Origin of the sequence: Streptomyces sp. SCSIO 75703 (assembly GCF_036607905.1) — a bacterium.
Lineage (GTDB): Bacteria > Actinomycetota > Actinomycetes > Streptomycetales > Streptomycetaceae > Streptomyces.
The window spans coordinates 2,920,877-2,940,318 of the sequence record NZ_CP144555.1 but is presented as its reverse complement, the minus strand read 5'-3'; the positions used below and the strand labels follow the sequence as shown (position 1 = coordinate 2,940,318).

General features: G+C 72.0%; 19 protein-coding genes. 17 read left to right on the top strand and 2 right to left on the bottom strand.

Features of this window, described 5'->3' with window-relative positions:
• Nucleotides 1-122: 122 nt before the first annotated feature.
• From VM636_RS12745 to VM636_RS12725, 5 genes are all read left to right on the top strand, one after another.
• Nucleotides 123-1,019 (top strand): hypothetical protein, encoded by an 897-nt coding sequence (locus VM636_RS12745; protein WP_338484454.1) that lies wholly within the window; start codon nt 123-125, stop codon nt 1,017-1,019.
• A gap of 52 nt (nt 1,020-1,071) precedes the next feature.
• Entirely contained in the window at nt 1,072-1,833 is a 762-nt protein-coding gene (locus VM636_RS12740) for an A24 family peptidase (protein ID WP_338484452.1), read from the top strand.
• A gap of 183 nt (nt 1,834-2,016) precedes the next feature.
• Nucleotides 2,017-3,216 (top strand): cyclic dehypoxanthinyl futalosine synthase, encoded by a 1,200-nt coding sequence (mqnC, locus tag VM636_RS12735; RefSeq protein WP_030420567.1) that lies wholly within the window; start codon nt 2,017-2,019, stop codon nt 3,214-3,216.
• Between the two features lie 7 nt (nt 3,217-3,223).
• On the top strand, nt 3,224-3,880 hold the full coding sequence (locus VM636_RS12730) for a hypothetical protein (protein ID WP_030420566.1): 657 nt from the start codon (nt 3,224-3,226) through the stop codon (nt 3,878-3,880).
• Between the two features lie 116 nt (nt 3,881-3,996).
• A complete protein-coding gene (locus VM636_RS12725) occupies nt 3,997-4,692 on the top strand; it encodes a demethylmenaquinone methyltransferase (protein ID WP_030420565.1) in 696 nt (231 codons plus the stop codon).
• A 67-nt stretch (nt 4,693-4,759) separates the two neighbouring features.
• Here the strand turns inward: VM636_RS12725 and VM636_RS12720 are convergent, their stop codons facing one another.
• Nucleotides 4,760-5,266, bottom strand: coding sequence for a GNAT family N-acetyltransferase (locus VM636_RS12720; protein ID WP_030420564.1), 507 nt, complete (start codon nt 5,264-5,266; stop codon nt 4,760-4,762).
• 98 nt (nt 5,267-5,364) lie between these two features.
• Here VM636_RS12720 and VM636_RS12715 point away from each other — a divergent pair, with 98 nt between their 5' ends.
• Nucleotides 5,365-6,648 (top strand): geranylgeranyl reductase family protein, encoded by a 1,284-nt coding sequence (locus tag VM636_RS12715; protein ID WP_030420563.1) that lies wholly within the window; start codon nt 5,365-5,367, stop codon nt 6,646-6,648.
• Nucleotides 6,649-6,808: 160 nt separating this feature from the next.
• Here the strand turns inward: VM636_RS12715 and VM636_RS12710 are convergent, their stop codons facing one another.
• Nucleotides 6,809-7,651: a C40 family peptidase gene (locus tag VM636_RS12710; RefSeq protein ID WP_030420562.1), complete on the bottom strand. Its 843-nt coding sequence runs from the start codon at nt 7,649-7,651 to the stop codon at nt 6,809-6,811.
• Nucleotides 7,652-8,592: 941 nt separating this feature from the next.
• Here VM636_RS12710 and VM636_RS12705 point away from each other — a divergent pair.
• From VM636_RS12705 to nuoK, 11 genes are read left to right on the top strand one after another with little or no spacing between them, the layout of a single operon-like run.
• Nucleotides 8,593-8,952 (top strand): NADH-quinone oxidoreductase subunit A, encoded by a 360-nt coding sequence (locus tag VM636_RS12705; RefSeq protein WP_030420561.1) that lies wholly within the window; start codon nt 8,593-8,595, stop codon nt 8,950-8,952.
• A gap of 10 nt (nt 8,953-8,962) precedes the next feature.
• A complete protein-coding gene (locus VM636_RS12700; protein WP_030420560.1) occupies nt 8,963-9,517 on the top strand; it encodes an NADH-quinone oxidoreductase subunit B in 555 nt (184 codons plus the stop codon).
• Complete coding sequence (locus tag VM636_RS12695; RefSeq protein ID WP_030420559.1) at nt 9,514-10,254, top strand: NADH-quinone oxidoreductase subunit C; 741 nt, start codon at nt 9,514-9,516, stop codon at nt 10,252-10,254. Before VM636_RS12700 ends, VM636_RS12695 begins: the two co-directional genes overlap by 4 nt.
• Entirely contained in the window at nt 10,251-11,576 is a 1,326-nt protein-coding gene (locus VM636_RS12690) for an NADH-quinone oxidoreductase subunit D (RefSeq protein ID WP_030420558.1), read from the top strand. Before VM636_RS12695 ends, VM636_RS12690 begins: the two co-directional genes overlap by 4 nt.
• Nucleotides 11,573-12,442 (top strand): NADH-quinone oxidoreductase subunit NuoE, encoded by an 870-nt coding sequence (gene nuoE, locus VM636_RS12685; RefSeq protein ID WP_030420557.1) that lies wholly within the window; start codon nt 11,573-11,575, stop codon nt 12,440-12,442. Before VM636_RS12690 ends, nuoE begins: the two co-directional genes overlap by 4 nt.
• Nucleotides 12,439-13,788: an NADH-quinone oxidoreductase subunit NuoF gene (gene nuoF / locus VM636_RS12680; protein WP_199809388.1), complete on the top strand. Its 1,350-nt coding sequence runs from the start codon at nt 12,439-12,441 to the stop codon at nt 13,786-13,788. The genes nuoE and nuoF overlap by 4 nt, the downstream gene beginning before the upstream one ends.
• Nucleotides 13,785-16,289 carry an NADH-quinone oxidoreductase subunit G gene (locus tag VM636_RS12675; protein ID WP_030420555.1) on the top strand — a complete coding sequence of 835 codons (2,505 nt, stop codon included), beginning with the start codon at nt 13,785-13,787 and terminating at the stop codon, nt 16,287-16,289. The genes nuoF and VM636_RS12675 overlap by 4 nt, the downstream gene beginning before the upstream one ends.
• Nucleotides 16,286-17,662 carry an NADH-quinone oxidoreductase subunit NuoH gene (gene nuoH, locus VM636_RS12670; RefSeq protein ID WP_030420554.1) on the top strand — a complete coding sequence of 459 codons (1,377 nt, stop codon included), beginning with the start codon at nt 16,286-16,288 and terminating at the stop codon, nt 17,660-17,662. The genes VM636_RS12675 and nuoH overlap by 4 nt, the downstream gene beginning before the upstream one ends.
• Nucleotides 17,655-18,296 (top strand): NADH-quinone oxidoreductase subunit NuoI, encoded by a 642-nt coding sequence (gene nuoI / locus VM636_RS12665; RefSeq protein WP_053913296.1) that lies wholly within the window; start codon nt 17,655-17,657, stop codon nt 18,294-18,296. Before nuoH ends, nuoI begins: the two co-directional genes overlap by 8 nt.
• The gene (locus VM636_RS12660) at nt 18,293-19,132 is read left to right on the top strand and encodes an NADH-quinone oxidoreductase subunit J (protein ID WP_053913295.1); all 840 of its coding nucleotides are present in this window, start codon (nt 18,293-18,295) and stop codon (nt 19,130-19,132) included. Before nuoI ends, VM636_RS12660 begins: the two co-directional genes overlap by 4 nt.
• Entirely contained in the window at nt 19,129-19,428 is a 300-nt protein-coding gene (nuoK, locus tag VM636_RS12655; protein ID WP_030420551.1) for an NADH-quinone oxidoreductase subunit NuoK, read from the top strand. The genes VM636_RS12660 and nuoK overlap by 4 nt, the downstream gene beginning before the upstream one ends.
• Nucleotides 19,429-19,442 lie beyond the last annotated feature (14 nt).

Below are 19,442 nucleotides of genomic sequence, written 5' to 3'. Positions count from 1 at the left end.
GCGCCGGCTGACCCGCCCGTCAGCCACCGGCCCGCCCCTCCCCCGTTCCGCTGATCCGCCCTCCTCGGCGGCAACCCGCGACGAGAGCCCTCGTTGATCCCTTCGTACAGGAGGGAGAGCTGATGGTCGGCTCGTCGCACGAAGCGCTGCACCGGGTGTTCCAGAAGGACCCCGCGCTGCTGACGCGGGCGTTTCAGAAGGTGCTCCACGTCGCCTTCCCGGAGCCCCGCGACTTCGCGGTGCTGAACGCGGACCTGACGGAGGTCGAGCCCGTCGAGCGGCGGGTGGACACGCTGATGCGGGTGGAGACGGATGAGGGGGCGTACCTCCTCGTCATCGAGGCGCAGGGCAAGAAGGACGAGGACAAGCGCGGCAGTTGGCCGTACTACCTCTCATACCTGTACGCGAAGTACCGCTGCGAGCCGGTGCTCGTGGTGATCACCCAGAACAGCGCCACCGCGCGCTGGGCCGCCCGGCCCATCCGGCTGGGGCTGCCGGGGTGGCATGCCTTGACGGTACGGCCCCTGGTGATCGGCCCGGACAACGTGCCGGTCATCGCGGGTGAGCGGGAGGCGGAGCGGGACGTCCCGCTGGCCGTGCTGTCGGCCATGACCCATGGCCGGGGGCGAGGGGCCACCGCCATACTGGAGCCGCTGGCCACCGCTCTGCGAACGATCGACGCGGAGAGCGCGGCGGTCTTCGGACAGTTCGTCGACTCGTGTCTGGCCGATGCCGAGGCCAGGGAGATCTGGAGGGATCTGATGGCGGAGACGCACTACTTCTTCCGGCATCCGGTGGCCGAGAAGGTCCGGGAAGAGGGCCGTGAGGAGGGCCGGGTCGAGGATCGTGGCGAGATGACGCTGCGCATCCTGGAGTGGCGCCGCATCCCCGTGCCCGAGTCCGTCCGGGAGCGGGTGCTGGCCTGCGACAGTCTGGAGCGGCTGGAAACCTGGGCGCAGCGGGCCGTGCACGCCGTGCGGGCCGAGGACCTGTTCCTCGGCGAAGACGACGAGGGGTGAGGCGCGGGCCCGCCCGGGTGCGGAGGCAGGGCGACGGGGCCGGGGCGGCGGGGTGAGTGCCGGCCTCGCCGACGCCCTGGTCCCCGTCGTGGCCGGGCTCTGGGGTGCCACGGCGGGGGCGTTGTCGCCCCGGGCGGCCTATCGCTTCTCCGTACCGCCGGACGAGCCCTGGCGCCGGTACTGCCCGGCGGGGCACCCGGTACGGGGATGGGTGGGGCCGGCTCCCTGCGCCCCGTGCGCCCGCCGGCCCGCCCCGGCGCCCCGCGCCCGCCCCGGACCGGGCCCCCTTCCCCTCGCCCTGCTCACAGCGGGCGTCTGCGCCGTGCTCGCCGGAGCGACCGGGCTCCGGCCCGAGGCGGTGGTGTGGCTCGTGCTGGCGCCGGCCTGGGTGCTGCTGGCCGTCGTCGATCTGCGGGTGCGGCGGCTGCCCGACCCGCTGACCCTGCCCTCGGCCGCCGCCGCGCTCGCGCTGCTCGGCCTCGCCGCCCTCGTGCCCGGCCACGCCGGACAGTGGAGCACCGCCCTGCTGGGCGCCCTCGGGCTGAGCGCCGGCTACTACGCCCTGTACCGCCTCAACCCGGCCGGCATGGGCTTCGGCGACGTGAAGCTCGCCCTCGGCGCGGGCGGCGTCCTCGGCTGGTACGGCTGGCCGGCGGTGCTGCTGGGCACCCTCGCCGGGTTCCTGCTCGGCGCGGTGTACGGCGGCGTCCTCGTCCTCACCCGCCGGGCGGACCGCACGACCGCGATCGCCTTCGGGCCCTTCCTGATCACGGGCGCCCTCCTCGGCCTCCTGGCCGCCGCCCGGAGCGCGTAGCCCCGGTGTCCGGGCGGTGGGCGCGCCCGGCCCCGTTCGGGCGGGCCCGGTCCCCGGGCGGTGTGGGCCCGCCCGGGGCGGGGGAGGGGGCTGGCGTAGGCTGGGCGGGTCCGACCGCCCGCCGGGCCGGCCGTCGCGGGCCGGGCGGCGACCAGCTCCACGAACCCTGCGAAAGGGACACCGGTGACCGAGAAGGCCGACCTTCAGCCCATCCTCGACCGTGCCGCCGCCGGTGGTCGGATCACCCCCGACGAGGCGCTCGTCCTCTACCGCGACGCGCCGCTGCACGCGCTGGGCGCCGCCGCCGACGCCGTGCGCCGCCGCCGGTACGCGGGCACCGAGCACATCGCCACGTACATCATCGAGCGGAACATCAACTACACCAACGTCTGCGTCACGGCCTGCCGGTTCTGCGCCTTCTACGCGGCGCCCAAGGACACGGCCAAGGGCTGGACCCGCGACCTCGACGACATCCTGCGCCGCTGCGCGGAGACCGTGGAACTGGGCGGCACGCAGATCATGTTCCAGGGCGGCCACCACCCGGACTACGGCGTCGAGTACTACGAGAAGCACTTCTCGGCGATCAAGAAGGAGTTCCCCGAGCTGGTCATCCACAGCCTGGGGGCGAGCGAGGTCGAGCACATGGCCCGCATCTCCAAGGTGTCGGTCGAGGAGGCCGTCACCCGCATCCACGCGGCCGGGCTGGACTCCTTCGCGGGCGCCGGGGCGGAGTTGCTGCCCGAGCGTCCCCGCAAGGCGATCGCGCCGCTGAAGGAGTCGGGCGAACGCTGGCTGGAGATCATGGAGATCGCCCACGGCCTCGGCGTCGAGTCCACCTCCACCATGCTGATGGGCACCGGCGAGACCAACGCCGAGCGGATCGAACACCTGCGGATGATCCGGGACGTGCAGGACCGCACGGGCGGCTTCCGCGCCTTCATCCCGTACACCTACCAGCCCGAGAACAACCACCTGAAGGGCCGTACGCAGGCCACCCTCTTCGAGTACCTGCGGATGATCGCGATCGCCCGGGTCTTCCTCGACAACGTGGCCCACATCCAGGGCTCCTGGCTGACCACGGGCAAGGAGGTCGGCCAGCTCTCCCTGCACTACGGCGCCGACGACCTCGGCTCGATCATGCTGGAGGAGAACGTCGTCTCCTCGGCCGGCGCCAAGCACCGCTCCAACCGGCTGGAGATCATCGACCTGATCCGCAAGGCGGGCCGGGTCCCGGCGCAGCGCTCCACGACGTACGAACACCTCGTCGTGCACGACGACCCGGCGGACGACCCGGTCGACGAGCGCGTCGTGTCCCACATCTCGTCCACCGCGATCGAGGGCGGCACCGCCCACCCCGAGCTGAAGCTGCTCACCTCCAACTGACCGGCCCGTGCTGACGATCCACGCCGCCGACCTCCTCCTCACCGGGGACCGGCGCCCCTCGCTGCCCGGCGGCGCCGTGCTCGTCGACGGCCGTACGCTCGCCGCCGCGGGTCCGTACGAGGAACTGGCCGCCGCCCACCCGGCCGCGCGCACCCGGCGCTGGCCCGGCGTGCTCATGCCGGGGCTGCTCCACCCGTACGGGCCGGAGGTGCTGGAGGGCGCCTACCACCCTGACCCGCGCGAGGCGGACGAACTGGGCACCGAGCCGCTGACCGGCGACCGGCTCGCCGCGCTGCCGATGACCGGTGCCCGCTGGGGCGCCGGTGCCCGGCGCGGGGTGCGGCTGCTGCTGGCGCACGGGGTCGTGGCGGTGGCCGGACGGCCGCGCCGCCCCGCCGTCCTGGACGCGGTGCAGCGCGCCGGACTCGCCCTCGCCGACCGGCCGGACCGGCCCGACGCCCCCGAGCCCTTCACCGGCTTCGACGTGCTGGCCGGGCGGGACCCCGCCGAGGCGGTCCACCGGCCGCTCCCGGCGCCCGGGACCGGCGCGGACGCCACGTTCGCCGTGTTCGACGTGCCCGACGAGGCCGCGCTCACCGTCCGCGGCGCCGGCTCGTGCGTCGCCACGGTGCTCGCCGGACGCCTCCTCCACCGCGCCCGCTGACCCGCGCCGCGACGAACCGGCCCCGGCGGTCCCGTCCCGGCGCCCCCGCTCCGCCGGCCCCGCCGACACCCCCCGCCGCCCGCCGTGAGGGCGGAGCGGCCTGCCACAATGGGGGGGTGACCCGCGCTTCCCTGAACAAGCAGCCGCACGAAGTCGCCTCGATGTTCGACCACGTCGCGGAACGGTACGACCTGACCAACGACGTGCTCTCGCTCGGCCAGGACCGGGTGTGGCGCAAGGAGGTCGCCAGAGCCGTCGACGCGCGGCCCGCGCAGAAGGTCCTCGACCTCGCCGCCGGCACGGCCACCTCCTCCCTGCCCTTCGCCCGCACCGGCGCCTACGTGGTCCCGTGCGACTTCTCGCTCGGCATGCTCCAGGTCGGCAAGCGGCGCCACCCCTGGCTGCCGCTGACCGCCGGCGACGCCACCCGGCTGCCCTTCCGGGACGACGCCTTCGACGCGGTCACCATCTCCTTCGGTCTGCGCAACGTGCAGGACACCGACGCGGCGCTGCGCGAGCTGTACCGGGTGACGCGGCCCGGCGGCCGGGTCGTCATCTGCGAGTTCTCGCACCCGACCTGGGCGCCGTTCCGGACGGTGTACACCGAGTACCTGATGCGCGCGCTGCCGCCGGTGGCCCGCGCGGTCTCCTCCAACCCGGAGGCGTACGTCTACCTCGCGGAGTCCATCCGGGACTGGCCCGACCAGCCGGCGCTGGCCGGGCGGCTGGTGAAGGCCGGCTGGTCGAAGGTGGCCTGGCGGAACCTGAGCGGCGGCATCGTCGCCCTGCACCGGGGCTTCAAGGAGCGCTGAGCCGCCCCGGCGGGTGCCGGGGCGGCTCCGGGGGAGCGGGGCGGGCCCGGTGGGCGTGGCGCTCCCCTCACAGCTCCAGCCGGTAGCAGTTCCCCCGGCGGCGGGACGTGGGGGTCGTGAAGACCTCCGTCAGGCGCATGCCGAGCCGTTCGGTGACGGCGATGGAGCGGGCGTTGTCCGCGTCGACCATCGCCACCACCGCGGGCACCCCCGCCGTCCGCAGCCGCTCCAGGGTCTGCCGGGCGGCGGCGGTCACGTACCCCCGGCCCCAGTGGGCGCGGCCCAGCCGCCAGCCGATCTCGATCTCGCCGCGCGGACCCCAGGCGTGCGGCCACGGCTGGGCGCCGGTGAAGCCGATGACCCGGCCGGCGCCGTCCACCATCGACCAGAGGCAGAAGCCGCGTTCGGCGTCGTGGCGGCGCTGGCGGGCGGTCAGTTCCTCGTACACGGAGAGTTCCGCGGGACGCCCGCCGTGGAACTCCATGACGTCCGGGTCGGCGAAGACACGGTGCCAGGCGACGGCGTCCTCGTCGGTGGGGACGCGGAGCCGTACTGCGGGAACGGGTCGGTTCACGGGGCAGCCCTTCAGCCTGGTGATCGGTGACGCTGAATAGACTGCCCCTGTCCAGTGCCCGTCGGCACGCAGAATCCGAACCCTGGGGAGATCCCGCCGTGACCGAGCCCCTCTCCGACAACACCGCCGATGTGATCGTCGTGGGCGCGGGGCCAGCCGGCTCCGCCACCGCGTACCACCTGGCCAGGGCCGGGCTCGACGTCCTGCTGCTGGAGAAGACCGCCTTCCCCCGGGAGAAGGTCTGCGGCGACGGTCTGACGCCCCGCGCGGTCAAGCAGCTCGTCGCCATGGGCATCGACATCTCCGAGGAGGCCGGCTGGCTGCGCAACAAGGGCCTGCGCATCATCGGCGGCGGCACCCGGCTCCAGCTCGACTGGCCGGATCTGGCCTCCTACCCGGACTACGGACTGGTCCGCAGGCGCGACGACTTCGACGAACAGCTCGCCCGGCAGGCCCAGAAGGCCGGCGCCCGCCTGTACGAGCGCTGCAACGTCGGCGCCCCGCTCCTCGACGACCGCACCGGCCGCATCACCGGTGTCCGCGCCAAGCTGGGCGAGGACAAGCGGGAGGTCACCTTCCACGCGCCGCTGGTCGTGGCCGCCGACGGCAACTCCACACGGCTGTCCCTGGCGATGGGCCTGCACCGCCGCGACGACCGGCCGATGGGCGTCGCCGTGCGCACGTACTTCACCAGCCCGCGCCACGACGACGACTACCTGGAGTCCTGGCTGGAGCTGTGGGACCGGCGCGGCCCCCAGGACCGCCTGCTGCCGGGCTACGGCTGGATCTTCGGCATGGGCGACGGGACGAGCAACGTCGGCCTGGGCGTGCTGAACACGTCCGCGTCCTTCAAGGAACTGGACTGGCGCGAGATCCTGAAGGCGTGGTGCGCCTCCACGCCCGCCGAGTGGGGCTACACCCCGGAGAACATGACCGGGCCGATCCGCGGTGCCGCCCTGCCCATGGCCTTCAACCGGCAGCCGCACTACACCCGCGGGCTGTTGCTCGTCGGTGACGCGGGCGGACTGGTGAACCCGTTCAACGGCGAGGGCATCGCCTACGCCATGGAGTCCGGTCAGCTCGCCGCCGAGATCATCGCCCAGGCGCAGGTGCGGGCGACCCCCGCGCAACGGGAGATGGCGCTCCAGCGCTACCCGCGCGTGCTGAAGGACACCTACGGCGGCTACTACACGCTGGGCCGCGCCTTCGTGAAGCTCATCGGCAACCCGAAGGTCATGCAACTCGCCACGCAGCGCGGGCTCACCCACCCGCTGCTGATGAAGTTCACGCTGAAGATGCTCGCCAACCTCACCGACCCGACCGGCGGCGACGCGATGGACCGCATCATCAACGGCCTGAGCAAGGTGGCGCCCAGCGCCTGACCGGCCCGTGCCCCGGGTGTACGCACACCGAAGGGCCGCAGCCCCCGAGCGGCTGCGGCCCTTTTCGGTGGGGAGACGTCCCGGACGCCCCGTACGCGGCGTCCCGGACGTACCGGTCGTTCCCGGGCAAGCGGTGCTGCGCACCCGGGCGTTCGGTGCCTCAGAGCACGCGCACCGCGCCGCTCGGCGGGTCGTAGGAGAGCGACCTGAGGACGACGCCGGTGGACGGGTTCTGCGCGCCGACGAACATGCCGTCGCCGACGTAGACGCCCACGTGGTAGGCGCTGCCCGCGCCGCCCCAGTAGAGGATGTCGCCGGGCTGCAGGCTGCCGAGGGAGACCTGGGTGCCGGCGGTGGACTGGGCCTGGGAGACGCGCGGCAGGTCGACGCCGACCTGCTTGAAGGCGGCCTGCACGAGGCCGGAGCAGTCCCAGGAGTTGGGGCCGGTGCCGCCGGAGACGTAGGCGTCGCCGACCTGGGCCTTGACGAAGGAGACGACCGCGGCGGCGGAGCCGGTGGCCGTGGAGGTGCTGACGCTGCCGCTGCTGCTCGCGCTGACGGCGGTGCCGGCGCCGCTGCCCGACGGGGCGGTCAGGGTGGCGCGTTCGGCGGTGCGCGAGGCGCGCTCGGCGGCGGCCTTGCGGGCGGCCTCCTCGGCCTTCTTCTTGGCCTCGGCCGCCTTCTTCTTGGCGGTGGCGAGGTCGGCCTTGGCGGTCTTGGCCGCCTTGGTGGCGGCGGCGTCGCGTTCGGCGCGCAGTTCGTAGTGGGCGGCGGCCTGCTGCGTGGCGTCGGCCGACTGGGCGACCTGAGCGGCCAGGCCGGCCGTCAGGGTGGGCAGTTCGAGCGTCTGCGCCACGGGCTCGGCGGCGTTCGCCGAACCGGACGCACCGGCCACTGCCAGGGTGCTGAGGACGCCACCGGCAACTCCGGCCCGCATCGCGAGGGTCGTCGGCGCGGTACGCCGGGGCTTCCGGTGGCTGCGTATGTGAGCGGTGTGGGACATGGGTACAACCGGTATCAGGAGCTCCTCCATACCTACAAGGAACGTGTGCTGCGCCACAGTTGTTCAACGCAGCCCCCAAATCCCGGGCGTGTCGCCCTTTATTGACGCCGTAACGGACATTGCGGGCGGTCCGTAACCGGCCTGTGATCACGGCGTTTGATCGTTTCGCCCGGATTGCCCCGCGCTTACCACCGCGTGAGGCGATTGGCCAAGCCCGCTTTCCGGACACCCCGTCAGGGTGTGGCGGAGGTCACGGAACGGTCACCCCGCCGGTCGCGTCCGCCGCGCGAACGTCCCGTCCGCCCCAACTGCCGCGTTCGCCCCGTCTGTCCGCCCCGTGCGCATGTCCCCCTCGCCCTCCTCCCGTCACTCCTTCCCCGGCCCCTCCCGTCACTCCCTCCCCGGGGCGCTCGTCCGCCCTCCGGTCGCCGCCGGCCGTCCCCGCCCGCCGGTGCGCCCCGCTCGTGAACGCGCGCACGCGTTCACATCGCGCCCCGCATCTCCCCCACGGGTGTGAACGCGCCTCTATCAAGCGATCCGGTCCAAGGCGAATTTGCATGCACAGGAAGCCTCTTGATAGGGAGACGCACCTTCCGGCACGCCTCTGACCAGCGATGTCGATCGAATATGTCACCTATGGTGATCGGCTGGACGCTTCCTGTGCGAAGATCACCGCTCATCCGGCTTCATGATCCTTCGTCAGGTGGCAAAGATCACAAAGCTGGAGCGATACCCCGTGTCGCAGATCACAGAGCGGCGGGCATAGGATGCGAGGCAGTTGGGCTTGTGACCTGCTTCACATGTTCTCGATCTTCGTCGCAACAGGCGGAGTTCGTGGGGCCGGTGAGGCGGCCGTGAGTCCAGGCAAACCTCCCCCGGGGCGGCTCCGCGGCCCGGGGGGACCGCCAGCAGTCAGTGCCGACTGAGAGGAGCGAGGAGCGGTGAACGCGTATGCGCCCATCCTCGTACTGGGAGCCCTCGGGGCAGGCTTTGCGATCTTCTCCGTGGTCATGGCCACGCTGATCGGTCCGAAGCGGTACAACCGGGCCCGGCTAGAGGCCTACGAGTGCGGCATCGAGCCGACCCCCACGCCGGCCGGCGGTGGGCGCTTCCCCATCAAGTACTACCTGACGGCGATGCTCTTCATCGTCTTCGACATCGAGATCGTCTTCCTCTACCCCTGGGCCGTCACCTTCGACGCCCTGGGGATCTTCGGGCTCGTGGAGATGCTGCTCTTCGTGCTCACCGTCTTCGTCGCGTACGCGTACGTATGGCGGCGCGGCGGCCTGGAATGGGACTGAGGGGCTAGTCATGGGACTCGAAGAAAAGCTTCCGAGCGGATTCCTCCTGACCACCGTCGAGCAGGCCGCGGGCTGGGTGCGCAAGTCGTCCGTCTTCCCCGCCACCTTCGGCCTCGCCTGCTGCGCCATCGAGATGATGACCACCGGCGCCGGCCGCTACGACCTGGCGCGCTTCGGCATGGAGGTCTTCCGCGGCTCGCCGCGCCAGGCCGACCTGATGATCGTGGCCGGCCGGGTCAGCCAGAAGATGGCGCCGGTGCTGCGGCAGGTCTACGACCAGATGCCGAACCCGAAGTGGGTGATCTCCATGGGGGTCTGCGCCTCCTCGGGCGGCATGTTCAACAACTACGCGATCGTCCAGGGCGTCGACCACATCGTCCCCGTCGACATCTACCTCCCCGGCTGCCCGCCCCGCCCCGAGATGCTGATCGACGCCATCCTCAAGCTCCACCAGAAGATCCAGGGCACCAAGCTCGGCGTCAACGCCGAGGAGGCGGCCCGCGAGGCGGAGGAGGCGGCGCTCAAGGCCCTGCCCACGATCGAGATGAAGGGGCTGCTGCGATGAGCGAGGCGAACGGCAACGGGGTCAACCCCGAGAAGGACCTCTCCGCCGAGAACCTCCCGGGCCGGCGAGGCGAGGGCGGCGAGGAGATCCGCGTCCAGCGCGGCATGTTCGGCGCCGACAACGGCGGCGACACCTCCGGGTACGGCGGGCTGGTCCGCTCGGTCCGCCTGCCCGGCCCGGCGAGCAGGCCCTACGGGGGCTGGTTCGACGAGGTCGCCGACGAGCTGGAGGGCGCCCTGGAGGAACAGGGCCTGCTGCCGGACAACGCGATCGAGAAGACGGTCGTCGACCGCGACGAACTGACCTTCCACATCGAGCGCGAGCACCTGGTCCGCGTCGCCCGCACCCTGCGCGACGACCCGGCGCTCCGCTTCGAACTGTGCACCGGCGTCAGCGGCGTCCACTACCCGAACGACACTGGCCGCGAGCTGCACGCCGTCTACCACCTGCGCTCGATCACCCACAACCGGATGATCCGGCTGGAGGTCAGCGCCCCCGACGCCGACCCCCGCATCCCGTCGCTGTTCGCGGTGTACCCGACCAACGACTGGCACGAGCGGGAGACCTACGACTTCTTCGGCATCCTCTTCGACGGTCACCCGGCCCTGACCCGGATCATGATGCCGGACGACTGGCAGGGCCACCCGCAGCGCAAGGACTACCCGCTCGGCGGCATCCCCGTCGAGTACAAGGGCGCCCAGATCCCGGCTCCGGACCAGCGGAGGTCGTACTCGTGAGCACCACCCCGTCCGCGTCGGCACGCGAGACCACCGAAGGCCCCGTCTACACCGTCACCGGAGGTGACTGGGACGAGGTCGTGCAGACCGCGGCCCGTACCGACGACGAGCGCATCGTCGTCAACATGGGCCCCCAGCACCCCTCCACCCACGGGGTGCTCCGCCTGATCCTGGAGATCGACGGCGAGACCGTCACCGAGGCCCGCTGCGGCATCGGCTACCTCCACACCGGCATCGAGAAGAACCTCGAGTACCGGACCTGGACCCAGGGCACCACGTTCGTGACGCGTATGGACTACCTGACGCCGTTCTTCAACGAGACGGCGTACTGCCTGGGCGTCGAGCGGCTGCTCGGCATCCAGGACGACATCCCGGACCGCGCCTCGATCATCCGGGTCCTCCTCATGGAGCTGAACCGGCTCTCCTCCCACCTGGTGTGCATCGCCACCGGCGGCATGGAGCTGGGCGCCACCACGATCATGATCTACGGCTTCCGTGACCGCGAACTGGTCCTCGACATCTTCGAGCTGATCACCGGCCTGCGGATGAACCACGCGTACGTCCGCCCCGGCGGGCTCGCCCAGGACCTGCCGCCCGGCGCCGTGGACCAGATCCGCGCCTTCGTGAAGAAGATGAACAAGAACCTCCCCGAGTACGACAAGCTCGCCACCGGGAACCCCATCTTCAAGGCCCGCATGCAGGACGTCGGCTACCTCGACCTGGCCGGCTGCATGGCCCTCGGCGCCACCGGCCCGGTCCTGCGCTCCACCGGCCTGCCGCACGACCTGCGCAAGGCACAGCCGTACTGCGGTTACGAGACCTACGACTTCGACGTGCCGACCGCCGACACCTGCGACTCCTACGGCCGCTTCCTGATCCGGCTGGAGGAGATGCGCCAGTCGCTGCGCATCGTCGAGCAGTGCCTGGACCGGCTGGAGCCGGGGCCGGTCATGGTCGCCGACAAGAAGATCGCCTGGCCCGCCCAGCTCGCCCTGGGACCGGACGGACTGGGCAACTCCCTCGACCACATCAAGAAGATCATGGGCACTTCCATGGAGGCCCTGATCCACCACTTCAAACTGGTCACCGAGGGCTTCCGCGTCCCGCCCGGACAGGCGTACGCGGCCGTCGAGTCGCCCAAGGGCGAACTCGGCGTGCACGTCGTCTCCGACGGCGGCACCCGCCCCTTCCGGGTCCACTTCCGCGACCCGTCCTTCACCAACCTTCAGGCCATGGCGGCACTGTGCGAGGGCGGCCAGGTCGCCGACGTCATCGTCGCCGTGGCGTCCCTCGACCCCGTGATGGGAGGCGTCGACCGGTGACCACCTCACCCTCGGAGCGGGGCGTCAGCCTGGGCATGCCCGAACTCCCCGCGCCCGACTACCCGGACGACGTCCGCGCCCGGCTGGAGGCCGACGCGCGCGAGGTCGTCGCCCGCTACCCCGACTCCCGGTCCGCCCTCCTGCCGCTGCTGCACCTCGTGCAGTCCGAGGAGGGCCACGTCACCCGCACCGGCATGCGGTTCTGCGCGGACGTGCTCGGCCTGACCACGGCGGAGGTCACCGCCGTCGCCACCTTCTACTCCATGTACCGGCGCCGGGCCGGCGGCGACTACCAGGTCGGCGTCTGCACCAACACCCTGTGCGCGGTCATGGGCGGCGACGCCCTCTTCGAGTCGCTCCAGGAGCACCTGGGCGTCGGCGACGGCGAGACCACCGAGGACGGCACGATCACGCTGGAGCACATCGAGTGCAACGCGGCCTGCGACTACGCGCCGGTCGTGATGATCAACTGGGAGTTCTTCGACAACCAGACGCCGGAGAGCATCCGGCGCGTCGTCGACGACCTGCGGGCCGGCCGCGAGGTCACGCCGACCCGGGGCGCGCCCCTGTGCACCTTCAAGGAGACCTCCCGCATCCTGGCCGGCTTCCCCGACGAGCGGGAGGGCGCCGTCGCGGGCGGGGGCAGCGGGGGCCCCGCCTCCCTCGCCGGACTGAAGCTGGCCAAGGGCGAGGCGCCCGCCGCGCGCGTGGTGCACCCCCGCGACGGCGGCCCCGCCGACACCCCGAAGGGCCCCGTGCACGACCCGTCGCCGACGGAACACCTCAGCTCGCACGACGCGCCGCAGGAGACATCGGCATCCGACCCGGCCCACCCGGCCGGGCCCACCGCCGAGGAGGGGGAGTGATGACCTTGGCAGCGGAGATCAAGGACACCAGCCCGGAGAAGCTGCTCGCACCGGTGCTGTCGGCCTTCTGGGACCAGGACGAGTCGTGGACGCTCGACGTCTACCGCCGGCACGAGGGGTACGAGGGGCTGCGCAAGGCCCTCGCGATGGACCCCGACGACCTGATCGCGTACGTCAAGGACTCCGGTCTGCGCGGACGCGGCGGCGCCGGCTTCCCCACCGGGATGAAGTGGCAGTTCATCCCGCAGGGCGACGGCAAGCCCCACTACCTCGTGGTCAACGCGGACGAGTCGGAGCCCGGGACCTGCAAGGACATCCCGCTCCTGTTCGCCAACCCGCACGCCCTCATCGAGGGCATCGTCATCGCCTGCCACGCCATCCGCTCCTCGCACGCCTTCGTCTACCTGCGCGGCGAGGTCGTCCCCGTGCTGCGCCGGCTCCAGGAGGCGGTCCGCGAGGCGTACGCGGCCGGCTACCTCGGCGAGAACGTCCTCGGCAGCGGACTCGACCTCGACCTCACGGTGCACGCGGGCGCGGGCGCGTACATCTGCGGGGAGGAGACGGCGCTGCTCGACTCCCTCGAAGGGCGCCGTGGCCAGCCCCGGCTGCGTCCCCCCTTCCCCGCCGTCGCCGGTCTGTACGCCTGCCCCACCGTGGTGAACAACGTCGAGTCCATCGCGTCGGTTCCCTCGATCCTCAACCGGGGCAAGGACTGGTTCCGTTCGATGGGCAGCGAGAAGTCCCCGGGCTTCACGCTCTACTCGCTCAGCGGCCACGTCGCCCGCCCCGGCCAGTACGAGGCACCCCTCGGCATCACCCTGCGCCAGCTCCTCGACATGAGCGGCGGGATGCGCCCCGGCCACCGGCTGAAGTTCTGGACGCCGGGCGGCTCCTCCACGCCGATGCTCACCGACGAACACCTCGACGTCCCCCTCGACTACGAGGGCGTCGGCGCCGCCGGCTCCATGCTCGGCACCAAGGCGCTCCAGTGCTTCGACGAGACGACCTGCGTGGTGCGGGCCGTCACCCGCTGGACCGAGTTCTACGCCCACGAGTCCTGCGGCAAGTGCACGCCCTGCCGCGAGGGCACGTACTGGCTGGTCCAGCTCATGCGGGACCTGGAGGCCGGCAAGGGCCGCATGAGCGACCTCGACAAGCTGTACGACATCGCCGACAACATCAACGGCAAGGCGTTCTGCGCCCTCGGCGACGGCGCCGCCGCGCCGATCTTCTCCTCGCTGAAGTACTTCCGCGAGGAGTACGAGCAGCACATCACCGGCCGGGGCTGCCCCTTCGACCCCGCCAGGTCGACGGCCTGGGCCGACCGTACGGAGGTGCACGCATGACCGTGACCACCAACGCCGCCTCCGGTGGGGGGCAGGCGGCCCTCCCGCCCGAGGACCTGGTCACGCTGACCATCGACGGCATCGAGATCAGCGTGCCCAAGGGCACCCTCGTGATCCGGGCCGCCGAGCAGCTCGGCATCGAGATCCCGCGCTTTTGCGACCACCCCCTCCTCGACCCGGTCGGCGCCTGCCGCCAGTGCATCGTCGAGGTGGAGGGCCAGCGCAAGCCGATGGCCTCCTGCACCATCACCTGCACCGACGGGATGGTGGTGAAGACGCAGCTCACCTCGCAGGTCGCGGAGAAGGCCCAGAAGGGTGTGATGGAGCTGCTGCTCATCAACCACCCGCTGGACTGCCCTGTCTGCGACAAGGGCGGCGAGTGCCCGCTGCAGAACCAGGCCATGTCGCACGGCCAGGCCGACTCGCGCTTCGACGGCCGCAAGCGGACCTTCGCCAAGCCCGTGCCGATCTCCACGCAGGTGCTGCTGGACCGCGAGCGGTGCGTGCTGTGCGCCCGCTGCACCCGGTTCTCCAACCAGGTCGCCGGCGACCCGATGATCGAGCTGCTGGAACGCGGCGCGCTCCAGCAGGTCGGCACCGGCGAGGGCGACCCGTTCGAGTCGTACTTCTCCGGCAACACCATCCAGATCTGCCCGGTCGGCGCGCTCACCTCCGCCGCCTACCGGTTCCGCTCCCGCCCCTTCGACCTCATCTCCTCGCCGTCCGTGTGCGAGCACTGCTCGGGCGGCTGCGCCACCCGCACCGACCACCGGCGCGGCCGGGTCATGCGGCGGCTCGCCGCCGACGATCCCGAGGTCAACGAGGAGTGGCTCTGCGACAAGGGCCGCTTCGGCTTCCGGTACGCGCAGCAGCGCGACCGGCTCACCACACCGCTGGTGCGCAACGCCGAGGGCGAACTGGAGGCCGCCTCCTGGCCGGACGCGCTGCGGATCGCCGCGCAGGGCCTGCTGGCCTCCCGGGGACGCACCGGCGTCCTGGCCGGCGGCCGGCTCACCGTCGAGGACGCCTACGCCTACAGCAAGTTCGCGCGGGTGGCGCTCGACACCAACGACGTCGACTTCCGGGCCCGCCCGCACAGCGCCGAGGAGGCCGACTTCCTCGCCGCCCACGTCGCCGGACACGGCCGGGACCTGGACGGCGGCGGCGTCACCCACACCGCCCTGGAGCAGGCGCCGGCCGTGCTCCTGGTCGGTTTCGAGGCGGAGGAGGAGGCGCCCGGCGTCTTCCTGCGGCTGCGCAAGGCGTGGCGCCGGCACGGCCAGCAGGTGTACGCCCTGGCCACCCACGCCACCCGCGGCCTCACCAAGGCCGGCGGCACCCTGCTCCCCGCCGCGCCCGGCACCGAGACCGAGTGGCTGGACGCGCTGGCCGGCGGGGTCGGCCTGGAGGAGGACGGCGGCCGGGCCGCCGAGGCCCTGCGCGCCGAGGGCGCGGTGATCGTCGTCGGCGAGCGGCTGGCCGGCGTGGCCGGCGGGCTCACCGCCGCCGTGCGCACCGCGACGGCGACCGGCGCCCGGCTGGTGTGGATCCCGCGCCGGGCCGGCGAGCGCGGCGCCGTCGAGACGGGCGCGCTGCCGGGGCTGCTGCCGGGCGGCCGCCCGGCCACCGACCCGCGGGCGAGGCAGGAGGTCGCCGCCGCCTGGGGCCTGGCCGAACTGCCGCACCGCCACGGCCGCGACACCGGCCAGATCGTCGAGGCCGCCGCCGCGGGCGAGTTGCAGGCGCTGCTGGTGGCGGGCGTGGAGGTCGCGGACCTGCCCGATCCGGCGCGCGCCCGCGAGGCGCTCGACGAGGTCGGCTTCCTGGTCTCGCTGGAGCTGCGGCCCGGCGAGGTCACCGACCGGGCCGACGTGGTCCTGCCGGTCGCCGCGGTCGCCGAGAAGGCGGGCACCTTCCTCAACTGGGAGGGCCGGGTCCGCTCCTTCGAGGCCGCGCTCAAGCCCGAGCAGATGACCCGGCGCCTGGCCCCGACCGACGGCCGGGTGCTCCAGATGCTGGCCGACGCCATGGACGTCCACCTCGGCCTGCCCGACCTCGCCACCACCCGCGCGGAGATCGACCGGCTCGGCCCCTGGGACGGCGCGCGCCCCGAGGGGGCCCGGCACACGGCGGGCGCGCTGCCGCGCCCGGCCGCCGGGGAGGCGGTGCTCGCCGGGCACCGGCTCCTGCTCGACCTGGGCCTGCTCCAGCAGGGCGACGAGGCGCTGGCCGGCACCCGGCACGCCGCCCTCGCCCGGGTGTCGTCCGCCACGGCCGCCGAGGCCGGCGTCAAGGACGGCGACCGGCTGGCCGTCACCGGTCCCGCCGGGACCGTCGCACTCCCGCTCAGCGTCACCGACATGCCCGACCGGGTGGTGTGGCTCCCGCTGAACTCGGCCGGCGCCGGCGTCGCCTCCGACGCCGGGGCGCTGCCCGGCTCCCTCGTCCGCATCGGCCCGGCCACGCTCGCCGGTGAGGCCCCCAAGGAGGTGGAGGGATGAGCCCGTACCTCGCCGCTGAAGACCTCTCCATGTTCGGCACCGACCCGTGGTGGCTGGTGGCCGTCAAGGCGGTCTTCTGCTTCGCCTTCCTGATGGTGACCGTGCTCTTCTCCATCGTGTGGGAGCGCAAGGTCGTCGCCTGGATGCAGCTCCGCATCGGCCCGAACCGGAACGGCCCCTGGGGCATGCTCCAGTCGCTGGCCGACGGCGTGAAGCTGATGCTCAAGGAAGACGTCGTCGTCAAGCGCGCCGACAAGGTGGTGTACATCCTCGCGCCGATCGTCGCGGCCGTGCCGGCCTTCATGGCGATCGCGGTGATCCCCTTCGGGCCGCCCGGCAACGAGGTGTCCATCTTCGGTCAGCGCACCGCGATGCAGCTCACCGACCTGCCGATCGCCATGCTCTACATCCTGGCGGTCGCCTCCATCGGCATCTACGGCATCGTGCTCGCCGGCTGGAGCTCCGGCTCCACGTACCCGCTGCTCGGCGGGTTGCGCTCCTGCGCGCAGATGATCTCGTACGAGATCGCGATGGGTGCCGCGTTCGCCTCGGTGTTCCTCTACTCCGGGTCGATGTCGACCTCGGAGATCGTCGCTCAGCAGACCGACCGCTGGTACGTGCTGCTGCTGCCGGTCTCCTTCGTGCTGTACATCATCACGATGGTCGGCGAGACCAACCGGGCCCCCTTCGACATGCCGGAGTCCGAGGGCGACCTCGTGGGCGGCTTCAACACCGAGTACTCGTCGATCAAGTTCGCGATGTTCATGCTCGCCGAGTACGTGAACATGGTGACGGTCTCGGCGGTCGCGGTCACGCTCTTCCTGGGCGGCTGGCGGGCGCCCTGGCCGGTCAGCACCTTCTGGGAGGGCGCGAACCACGGCTGGTGGCCGATGCTCTGGTTCGTCCTCAAGGTGCAGTTGCTGCTGTTCTTCTTCATCTGGCTGCGCGGCACCCTGCCCCGGGTCCGCTACGACCAGCTCATGAAGCTCGGCTGGAAGGTCCTCATCCCGGTCGCGCTGGTGTGGCTGATGCTCGTGGCCACCGTGCGCGCCCTGAAGAACGAGAACTACGGCTTCGCGGACATCGCCCTCTACATCGCCGGCGGCGTCCTGGTCCTGCTGCTCGTCTCCTTCGTCGTCGACCTGTACCGCGACCGGGCGGGACGCTCCGCCCCGCCCGCCGAGGAACCGCCCGCCTTCGACCCGATGGCCGGCGGCTTCCCCGTACCGCCGCTGCCCGGCCAGCAGTTGCCGCCCGTGCCGCGGCGCCGGCCGGGCCGGGAGCGGGAGCTGATCGCCAGCGGCGGACCCGACACCCAGGGTGATGGACCTCTGGGCGGACCCACGGAGGGAAAGGAGGCGTCCGATGGCTGAGGAACCCAAGGAGACCGCACCCGGTTTCCTGAACCCCGTGGCCGGCTTCGGCGTGACCTTCAAGGCCATGTTCAAGAAGCGGCTCACCGAGCAGTACCCGGAGCAGCGCAAGACCACCGCTCCGCGCTTCCACGGGCGGCACCAGCTCAACCGCCATCCGGACGGCCTGGAGAAGTGCGTCGGCTGCGAACTGTGCGCGTGGGCCTGCCCGGCCGACGCGATCTACGTGGAGGGCGCCGACAACACCGACGAGGAACGCTACTCGCCGGGCGAGCGCTACGGCCGCGTCTACCAGATCAACTACGCCCGCTGCATCCTGTGCGGGCTGTGCATCGAGGCGTGCCCGACCCGGGCGCTGACGATGACCAACGAGTTCGAACTGGCCGACTCCAGCCGCGCCGACCTCATCTACACCAAGGAGCAACTGCTCGCCGGGCTGGAGGAGGGCATGGTGGACACGCCGCACGCCATCTACCCGGGCACCGACGAGCAGGACTACTACCGGGGTCTGGTGACGGAGGCGGCGCCCGGCACCGAGCAGCAGGTCGCCCACTCCCGGGGCGAGGTGCCGCAGGAGGGCGAGTCCACCTTCGGCGAAGAGGAACCGGCCTCGGAGAAGGTGATCCGCCCATGACCGCGCTCGCCGCCTACACGACCTCCACCGGGGAGGCCGTGCAGTTCTGGATCCTGGGCACCGTCGCGGTGATCGGCGCCCTGTGCACCGTCTTCATGCGGCGGGCGGTGCACAGCGCGCTGTGCCTCGCCGCGACCATGATCATCCTGGCGGTGTTCTACCTCGCCAACGGCGCCTACTTCCTGGGCATCGTGCAGATCGTCGTCTACACCGGCGCTGTCATGATGCTCTTCCTGTTCGTGGTGATGCTGGTCGGCGTCACCGCGGCGGACTCCCTGAAGGAGACCATCCGGGGCCAGCGCTGGCTGGCCCTGCTCTGCGGGGCGGGCTTCGGCGTCCTGCTCGTCGGCGGCATCGGCAACGCCTCGATCACGCAGTTCGACGGGCTCGCCGTGGCCAACGCCCACGGCAACGTGGAGGGCATCGCCGCCCTCGTCTTCACCCGCTACGTCTTCGCCTTCGAGCTGACCGGCGCGCTGCTCATCACGGCGGCCGTCGGTGCCATGGTGCTCACCCACCGGGAGCGCACGGAGCGGGCCCGGACCCAGCGCGAACTGTCCGAGCAGCGGCTGCGCGAGGGCAGGTACCTGCCGCCGCTGCCCGCCCCCGGCGTCTACGCCCGGCACAACGCGGTCGACATCGCGGGCCTGCTGCCCGACGGCACCCCGTCCGAGCTGACGGTGAGCAAGACGCTGCGCGAGCGCGGCCAGATCCGGGACGTGTCCATGGAGGCGCTCAACGACCTCAAGGCCCTGGAACAGCGCTCCGAGGAGCGGCTGGAGCGCAGGGAGATCGGTCCGGCCACCTTCAAGGGGTCCGAGGAGGCGTCGAAGTGAACCCGGTCAACTACCTCTACCTGGCGGCGCTGTTGTTCACGATCGGCGCCACCGGCGTCCTGGTCCGGCGCAACGCGATCGTGGTCTTCATGTGCGTGGAGCTGATGCTCAACGCCTGCAACCTCGCCTTCGTCGCCTTCTCCCGGCTGCACGGCAACCTCGACGGCCAGATCATCGCCTTCTTCACGATGGTGGTCGCCGCCGCGGAGGTCGTGGTGGGGCTCGCGATCATCGTGTCCCTGTTCCGTTCCCGCCACTCGGCCTCGGTCGACGACGCCAGCCTGATGAAGCTGTGAGGGGTCGGTAGAAC

Coding starts and splice junctions, on each gene's coding strand:
- VM636_RS12710 (WP_030420562.1), bottom strand. CDS start 7,651: ATGTCCCACACCGCTCACATACGCAGCCACCGGAAGCCCCGGCGTACC.
- nuoH (WP_030420554.1), top strand. CDS start 16,286: ATGAGCCCGTACCTCGCCGCTGAAGACCTCTCCATGTTCGGCACCGAC.
- VM636_RS12660 (WP_053913295.1), top strand. CDS start 18,293: ATGACCGCGCTCGCCGCCTACACGACCTCCACCGGGGAGGCCGTGCAG.
- nuoI (WP_053913296.1), top strand. CDS start 17,655: ATGGCTGAGGAACCCAAGGAGACCGCACCCGGTTTCCTGAACCCCGTG.
- VM636_RS12695 (WP_030420559.1), top strand. CDS start 9,514: ATGAGCGAGGCGAACGGCAACGGGGTCAACCCCGAGAAGGACCTCTCC.
- VM636_RS12745 (WP_338484454.1), top strand. CDS start 123: ATGGTCGGCTCGTCGCACGAAGCGCTGCACCGGGTGTTCCAGAAGGAC.
- VM636_RS12700 (WP_030420560.1), top strand. CDS start 8,963: ATGGGACTCGAAGAAAAGCTTCCGAGCGGATTCCTCCTGACCACCGTC.
- VM636_RS12675 (WP_030420555.1), top strand. CDS start 13,785: ATGACCGTGACCACCAACGCCGCCTCCGGTGGGGGGCAGGCGGCCCTC.